Raw genomic sequence first — 8,537 nt, forward strand, 5'->3', positions numbered from 1 at the left:
GGCGGTTTGAGCGGCTTTCTTTTGCCTACTTTTCTTTGCCGCTGCAAAGAAAAGTAGGTGCCGCCCCGCACAGGGGCAACGCTAATAGACCGACACGCTCACAAGAAAATACCAACCCCCATCGAACCAAAAAAAACTCAAAAACCCACTTCCCTCTGCAAAACAGCCACCAAAAACCCAAACCCACGTCCAATCAAACTCCCCCGCCCTGCATCAAGCTGCACGGTCCCACTCACCTCCCGCGCAATTCCATCAGCGCCATCGCAGCTCCCCAACCTCACCTGCCAGGTAGCCTGCAAAGGCACAAGCCGATGCGTCTTCGGGTCCTGCTCAGCCGGAATCGGCCCACCATAAGTACTCGCCACAGAAGGCTCATCAAGCGTAGCCAGATTCACCTTATCCACGGCCTCAACACGGCAAACCCGCGATCCCATCTCAGCGACGCTCGCCACAAACACGGCCTTTTGCCCAGCCTTCAACCGCGCGACATCGTTCTCGCCAACAAACGCATCGCCCTTCACGCCAACCGGCGCAATCACATCATAAACACGCTCGCCGCGCCCAAGCCACGCCCCGCGCGCGGGCGGATCTCCCGCCTCCTGAACAATCCCATCAAACGGCGCCCGCAAGGTCAACAATGCGATCTCAGCCTGCAATCCCGCCACGGTCTGACGCGCTGCATCCCACCTCCGCGCAAGCGCACTGCCCTGCTGCTGCAAACGCTCATCGAAAGGCTGCTGCTCCACTTCCCAGCGTAAAAGCGCCTCATCGGCCCGCGCAGCCTTGAGCTTGTAGTCCAGATCCGGCGAAACCAGAACCGCCAGCGTATCGCCTGCACGCACACGTGCACCGTCTCGCACAGGCGGCACAGACGCATCGAGATAACCCGGCTCCACCGTATAAACACCTTGCGCGCGCTGCGGCCCAAGTACCGCCGGAGCACTCACACCCGCATGCCACGGCAGCACGAAAAAGCCCAGCAGGAAGACGCCGATCGCCGCACTACGCCGCGTCTCGCGCCCCCAACGCAACTCGGCACGCCGCCTCCACGTTACAGCCGCTTCGCGCCAGACGGGGCGCACGATAAACCAGCCGAATTCCACACAAAAGAGCAGCATCCCCAGCAGTTTGAAAAACGCGTGATAAACCACGAGTGCGATCGACATAAACACAATCAGCCGATAAAGCCAGGTCGCAAACGAGAAGCCAATCAGAAATCGCCGCCGCGAAACCGTGCAAGGCTCCGGCTGCGGATCGCCGAGTCCGAACAGCCACTCGCGCAGCCACCAGCGGCCAAGCGCAAAGGCGCGGTCATGCAGGTTAGGCATATCGAGCCAGTCCGATAGCAGAAAATAGCCGTCGAAACGCATGAAAGGACTCGCATTGATCGCGAGCGTGGCGATCCACGTCGTGGTCGCAAGCAGAAACGCCCCCGCACGCAGCGGTCCGTCGGGTAATACACTCCATGTCAGCGTCGCAATAGCCGCCAGCGCGATTTCGCTGAGCATGCCCGCCGCGCCAATCCACAGACGATGCTGGCGTTGCGGCACTTTCCACGCCTCGGTGGTATCGGTGTACAGCACCGGCATCATCACGAGCAGCGCAACGCCCATCGTCGGCACACGGCAGCCATAGCGCTGCGCTGTGAAGGCATGTGCGAACTCGTGCAGCACCTTCGCGCAACCCAGCGCCACGCCCACGCCAATCAGCCCGCGCCAGTCCGCATAGCCGTGGAAGGTATGCAGGAATTCGTCCCAGCGCCGCGACACCAGAACCAGTCCCACCAGCGCGCACGCCGCCACCGCCAGCCAGAACGCGGGCCGGTACGCAAAAGCGGCATAGCGCGCCGCACGGCGCAGAAACGGCATCGGATGCCAGAGCGGAATGCGGATCATCAGGTAGTGCTTGAGCAGCCACATCGCGCGCGAGCTGTGCTGCGCGTCGGCGTGTTGTTGCAGGCGTGCGGTGTCGTGCGCGCCAGACGAGATCAGCAGATTCTGCTGGCGCAGCATGCGCAGCAGCATCTCCATGTCGTCGAGCGTCACCGTGAGCGTGGTATCGCGGTTCACGCTGTCGACGATCGCGCGCGCGTCGTCGAGGCTCCAGCGCGCGAGCAGTTCGAACGCGGGCCAGCCGATCTGGAAGAAGCGGTTCGCCGCGGGGTCGTGAAGCATCCAGGTCGGCGCGCCTTCTGGCGTGGGTGCGCCGCGCGTGAGCGTCAGTTCCTGGCGCAATTGCGGAAGTCGGGACATGATGCGATACCCGCCTTCACCAGCCAAGCCATTGGCGCGCGAGCGCCAGCGGACGGCGCAGCACGTAGTAAATGGCCGGCACCCACGCGCCGTGGATGCGCGCCGTGCCCATTGCGCCGAGCGGCGCATTCGCCTCGCCGCTCGCGAAGCTCGCGCGCACGCGATAGGCCAGCACGCCATCGGGCGTCGGTTCGGCGTGATACGCGACAGAATCGATGCGTGCTTCGTAGCTCGCCAGCGGCGAACTCTTCGGATAAAGCGTGAGCGTGGCGCCGGGTTTCACGTCGATGTTGTCGGCGACCGGCAGCCACGCGGTCAGTTCCACATGCGCTGGATCAGCGATCAGCAGAATGCGCTCTCCCACCGAAACCGCCTTTCCGGTCCATTCATTCGGATCACTAAAGACTGCTACACCATCACGCGACGCGTTCACTTTCACACGCGCCAGTTGCTGCGCGGTGTAGTCGAGCGCCACCTGGCTTTGATCCAGCTTGCCTTTGCGTTCAGCCATATCGAGGCGCGTGCGGTCGTCGGTGACGGCAAGCTGTGCCGTCTGCCTGAATTCTTCCTGGGCCGTGTCGAAGTCCTTGCGTGCAACCGCATAGCGCGATTGCAGCGTGGTGGCGTCGAGACCAAGCAGCGGCGTGCCGCGCTGCACTGGCTGGTTCGGCTGTACGTAGAGCCGGTCGATCACGCCGTCAAGCGGCGCGCGCACCACGAACGGATCCCTCGGCGTGACCTCGGCGGGCGCAAGCACGGTCAGGCGCAGGGGAATCATGCAGGCCAGCGCAAGCGCGACCAGCACGCGTCGCTGCGTGCGCCCCGGTTTCAGAACCGCACGCGCGCGATCGAGCCATGAGGCGTGCGGCGCAAACGCGTCAAGCGCGTGCCCCCATACCAGGCCCAACTCTTCGAGCAGTGCGCAATCGGTGGCGCTCCAGGCTTCGTCGCGCGCAAACACCACGCCACCGAGCGCGCGTCCGGCGCGGCCCGTCAGCGGCAGCCAGATGCCGTGCGCGGGCCACCAGGCTTGCCAGTCGTCGGCAACATGCGCAGCGTCGGCGCGCAGATCGTCGGCGGTAAACGTGCGCACCTGCGGGCGTGCGGGCAGCACGGGCGCGGGCTGCCCTTCCACGCGTGCGGCGGTCTGCGCATCGGGTGCCACCGGCGCCGTGCGCGCGAGGCTCTTGCAGAGCGCCGCGAGCCACTGCACGTAGGGCGCGTTGGCGTCGCTCTGCGGCAAGCCGGAAACCGCCGCGATGGCGCCGGATGCGCTGCCGCGCCACCACGCCGCCTGCCGGTACGGCAACAGTGCCAGCGTCTCGTTGACGATCGTAAAGCCAAGCGTCGCCTCGCTGCCGGCGGCGCGCGCCCGCGCACCAAGCTGCCACAGCACGGCGAGTTGCTGCCCGTCGATGCGCACATGCGGCGCACCGTTTTGCGCTGCGTTCTGTCCGGCGCTTTGCCCCGCGCCGTTGGGCATGCCCGACTCGCTCATGATCTCAGTGCGCCGTAAACGTGGCCCAGCCGCTCATGCCCGGCAGGAGGTCGGGTGCGTTGCCGCTCAGTGCAGCAGTCACATCCACGGTCTGCGTCACCGGATCGACACGCGCGCCGATGCGCGCCACCTTCGCCGGATAGGTCTTGCCCACCTCGTCCACCTGCACGCTCAGCGTATGGCCCGGCTTGAGCCACATGAGCCATTTCGACGGCACGATCATCTTGAGTTCGAGATGGCTCGTATCGACGATGGTCAACAGCGGCTTGCCCGCTTCCGCGAACTGCTGGGGCGCCGCACTGCGCTTCGACACGCGGCCATCGAACGGTGCCGCGATCGTGCATTTGTGCACCGTGGCCTGCATATAGGCAACTTCGGCGGCGCTCGCCTTGTGTTTTGCTTCGGCCTGCTGAACTTCAAGCTCGCCTACCGAATGCAGCGCAACGAGCTTGCGGTTCACGTCGAGCAGATCGCGAGCCCCGTCCGAGTCGGCCTGCGCCTTGCGCAACTGCGCGCTGTAGAGCGAACAGTCGAGCGACACGAGCGTCTGCCCCGCGCGGAAAGCGTCCCCGTCGCGAAACGGCAGGGAAGCGATCTTCGCGGAGATTTCGCTCGACACATCGACCTGATCGCGCGAGACGAGCTGGATGCGTATCTTGCCGTCCGCACCGTCTGCGGGCGCGGCCGCAAGCGTGGATTGAGGAGCCGCCGAAGCAGCGTTCTGCGCGGCCCATACAGACGATGCCGCGAACAACGCGACGCCCATCACTACCGCCTTGCGAATTGCAAACTGCTTCATTGCTGCGAAACTCCTGCTGCCGCTGCGGCGGCGGTCGCTGCTGTGGTCGTGGGACCCGGCTGTGTCACGTCCGGCAAGCCGCCGTGCGCGAGCAGATCCCAACGCTTCTGCTCGTCGGCGATCGATTGCTTGAGCGACGCGATGTCGTGTGCATGCACACTGTCAGGCACCGGGTCGAGGCCCAGCGTCGCGAGCATCTGCCCATAAGCGCTTTCAAGCTCGCCATAGCTCTGATAAAGGCGCAACTCGGACATCATCGCGCCGGTCGCCACTCGAATTTCCTCAAGCTTGCCTTGCGCGTTCGCCTGCGTCGCGTTGTGCGTATGCTGGAGAATCTGCTGATCGACGTCGTTGAGTTGCTTGAGCAGCGTGAACTGCCGCTCCTTCGCGCCCAGCTCGCTGCGCGCTACGTGAACCTGAGTGAGCACCGCCATGCTCAGCGCCATGCGCTGCGTCTTCGCGACGTCGAGCTGCGCTTGCGCCGTGCCATGAATCGCCTTGTAGTTGAGCAGATTCAGCAGATTCCAGCTCACGCTGATGCCTGCCGCGCGCCACGCGTTATAGACCAGAAAACTATTGCTGTCGTAGTGGCCGCCGATCTCCAGCTCGACGCCCGGCAACATTTTCGCCATCGCCTTATGGGTTTCGTTGACGCTGATGCGCTCGTTATAGCCCGCCTCCACCAGTTCGGGGCGGCGTTGCAGCGCCATGTCTTCCATCTGCGGCATGGCCATATCGAATTGCGGCACTGCGAACGCTTCGGTCGCGGCCAGCGTGTAGTCCTTGCCGGGCTCCAGATTCATCAGCGATGCAAGACGCGGCTTGGCTTCTTCAAGCTGATCACGCACGGCTTCGAGCTGGCGCATCAGATCGAGCAGCGCATGCTGATAGTTAAGCGTGTCGATCGGCGAGCGCAGGCCCTGCTGCTGCGCCGCGCGCGAATCGTCGAGCGCCGCGTGCGCCTGATCGAGCAGCGGCCCGATGCGATCGCGTAGACGCTGCGCGCCCACTGCCTGCCAATACGCTTCGCGCACCTGTTGCATCATCAACTGCACGACCTTGCGGCGGCGCTGTTCGAGCACGAGCACGCGGTCGGCCTGCTCCTTCGCTTCGTAATAACTCACGCCGAAATCCAACAGATTCCACGACAGCGTGAGATCGGCCGTGCGATCGTTCTGATCGGTCGAATAAGACGGAATCAGCGACTGCTCATTCGTATAAAGACCTTGCGAGGACGACGCAAGCGGATGATTGCGATTCGTATAACCGGCCTGCGCCGTGAGCCTGGGCAGCAGGTCGAAATTCGACAGATCGAGCTGATGCTGCGCGAGCGCCTCTTCCATCATCTTCAGACGATGATCGAGGTTGTAGCGGATGGCACGCGCCATCGCCTCGTCCAGCGAGATCGGTCCGGACACGGGCTGCTGGTTCGCGAACATCGACGTGCGATCGGCCTGCGCAGTCTGGGCGCGCTCGGCGTCGGTGAACGGCGTGGGCTTGATCGCGCAGCCGGACAACCACAACATGGCGACGGACAACGCGACCAGCGTGGGGCGCGGTGCGCGCACCGCAAGCGACAGGGATTTCACGACGGTTGATCTCTTCTCTGAGGATAAAAAATCGGTGAATGGCCGCGCGCTCATGCGTTCAGTCCCGGCGCGCTTCGTGTTGTATCGGGCCCGGAATCGTGGACAGCAGTCGGCCCATGCGAGACATGCAGCGCCGCATGGGCGCTCGCGAATTGCGCCGCGAGCGACGGCTTGGCCGTCGACGCGTGCGGTGCGGGTTTAGCGGTTTGCCCCTTATGCGCGGGCGTGGAGGTGGATTTGTCTGTCTGTGCGTCGCGCGCGTTGTGCGCGTCGATCGCAACCACCACTTCGCGGCGCGAGACGTGGCCAAACGCATCGCGTACCGTCAATATCACGCGCACCTCGTGCACGCCCCTGGGGGGCACCCCGCTCAATTCGCCGCTGGCCGCGTCGTAATGCAGCCAGGAAGGAAGCGGTTCGCCGTCGGCCTGCGTGACCGAAGTGGTATCGACCGCATTCGCGCCATGACGGGTAGCCGACATCGCCATCAGCGAAAGCGAGAATGAGCCATCGTCGTGACTCAGCGCCTGTACTAGTTGCGTTGGCAACGACTGTGCGGCTTCGGCGCCCTCGTTGACAACGGGCGGCACAATCGAATCGAGCGCATCGACATGGGTATTGCCTAGCGAGCGGCCATGCACGCCGTCGGGCGTGAACGTGTAGCTGGTCGGCAGCACGATCGAGCCGACGTCGGGCGCCGCTACGAACGTGTCGAGCACGATGAGCGGATTCGACACGCCATCATTCCTGCCAGCGCCGTCATTGACGATCAGCGGATTCGTGGACGGCGTATTGAACGCGGGCGGCGCGCTGTGCGCGGGCAGCGGCGTCACAACCGGGGCGGGCGGCAGGATAGGCGTGCCGACCGGATCGGGCACGCCCGCGATCTGCAGCGTGCGCGTCGCGCTCGCGCTCGTGGATGTGCCATCGCTCACCGTGAAGGCGATCGTGCGCGTGCTGTCGTGATGCTCCGCCTGCATGTCGCGATAGCCGATGCTGCCCAGCGCTGCCTGCCATTGCGCGAGCGTCGCCGTGCCGCTGGCTGAGCTGAGCTTGAGCACGCCCGTTGAGGCATCGTAGCTGCCGGAGATATCGCCGGTCGCGGCGCTGGGTATGAAGACCAGCAGATCATGTTGCGAGTCGTAGCTGCCCGTGAACGCGACGCTCGCGGAAGTGGGCGGCGTTGCGTTCGCATCAGTGAGCGTGACGCCCGAGCCGATGTTGAGCATGGAAGTCTTGTCGCCGCTCGCCGTGTACGTAAGCGTTGGGCCATCGCCTACGCTGACTACCAGCGTTTGATGCGTGGCGGTAATATCGACCGGACGCGAGATCGCCGTGCTTGTTTTCGTGCCGTCGTTGACGCTGAAGCTGATCGTGCGCTGCGTGATGTCGGGCACTGCTGCCGTGTCGGTATAAGTCACGGCGCGCAAGGCGGCCTGCCATTGCACGAGGGTCGCTGTTGCGCCGGCTGATGCAAGTGTGAGCGTGCCTGTCGAAGCGTCGTAGCTCGCCGTGATGTTGCCCATCGTCGCGCCGTCGTTGGCGAACGCGAGCACATCCTCGCCAGCATGGAAACCCGCGCCAATCTGCACCGTCGCCGAAGACAACGTCGTGTTGTCGAGGTCGCTTACCGAAATGCCGTTGTCGATCACCACCGGCGTCGAGACTGCATTGTCTGCGGAAACAAACGAAGCGCTGGTGCCTGAATTACCGCTCGACAGGATCGGCGTTTGATCCGTGTCTGTCACGGTTACGGTGCGCGTGATCGCCGTGCTCGTTTTCGTGCCGTCGTTGACGCTGAAACCGATCGTGCGTGCGGTTGTATCGGGCGTGACGGCCGTGTCGGTGTAAGTGACTGAACGCAGTGCAGCTTGCCATTGTGCGAGCGTCGCCGATGCGCCAGCCGAAGTAAGCGTGAGCGTACCCGTCGAAGCGTTATAGCTCGCCGTGATGTTGCCCGTCGTCGCGCTGTCGTTGGTGAACGCGAGCACATCTTCGCCAGCATGGAAACCTGCGCCAATCTGCACCGTCGCCGAGGACAACGTCGCGTTGTCGAGGTCGCTTACCGAAATGCCGTTGTCGATCACCACCGGAGTCGAAACCGCATTGTCTGCGGAAACAAACGAAGCGCTGGTGCCTGAATTACCGCTCGACAGGATCGGCGTTTGATCCGTGTCTGTCACGGTTACGGTTCGCGTGATTGCCACGCTCGTTTTCTCACCGTCGTTTACGCTAAAGCTGATCGTGCGTGCAGTCGTATCGGGCGTAACGGCCATGTCGGTGTACGTCACTGAACGCAGTGCAGCCTGCCATTGCGCGAGCGTCGCCGATGCGCCAACTGAAGTAAGCGTGAGCGTACCCGTCGAAGCGTTATAGCTCGCCGTGATGTCGCCCATCGT

4 protein-coding genes and 1 pseudogene are annotated in these 8,537 nt (G+C 63.9%); all 5 read right to left on the minus strand.

The window, feature by feature from the left end; translation table 11 throughout:
- Nucleotides 1-137: 137 nt before the first annotated feature.
- Complete coding sequence (locus VG320_RS15440; protein ID WP_327200964.1) at nt 138-2,252, minus strand: HlyD family efflux transporter periplasmic adaptor subunit; 2,115 nt, start codon at nt 2,250-2,252, stop codon at nt 138-140.
- A 16-nt stretch (nt 2,253-2,268) separates the two neighbouring features.
- The gene (locus VG320_RS15445) at nt 2,269-3,735 is read right to left on the minus strand and encodes an efflux RND transporter periplasmic adaptor subunit (RefSeq protein WP_327200968.1); all 1,467 of its coding nucleotides are present in this window, start codon (nt 3,733-3,735) and stop codon (nt 2,269-2,271) included.
- Nucleotides 3,736-3,754: 19 nt separating this feature from the next.
- Entirely contained in the window at nt 3,755-4,549 is a 795-nt protein-coding gene (locus VG320_RS15450; protein ID WP_327200965.1) for an efflux RND transporter periplasmic adaptor subunit, read from the minus strand.
- Nucleotides 4,546-6,192, minus strand: a complete 1,647-nt coding sequence (locus VG320_RS15455; RefSeq protein WP_327200966.1) for a TolC family protein — start codon at nt 6,190-6,192, stop codon at nt 4,546-4,548. The genes VG320_RS15450 and VG320_RS15455 overlap by 4 nt, the downstream gene beginning before the upstream one ends.
- Nucleotides 6,189-8,537, minus strand: a pseudogene (locus VG320_RS15460) (hypothetical protein); the annotation flags it as partial. The pseudogene VG320_RS15460 and the gene VG320_RS15455, both read right to left, overlap by 4 nt.

This window comes from Paraburkholderia sp., assembly GCF_035948235.1.
GTDB lineage: Bacteria > Pseudomonadota > Gammaproteobacteria > Burkholderiales > Burkholderiaceae > Paraburkholderia.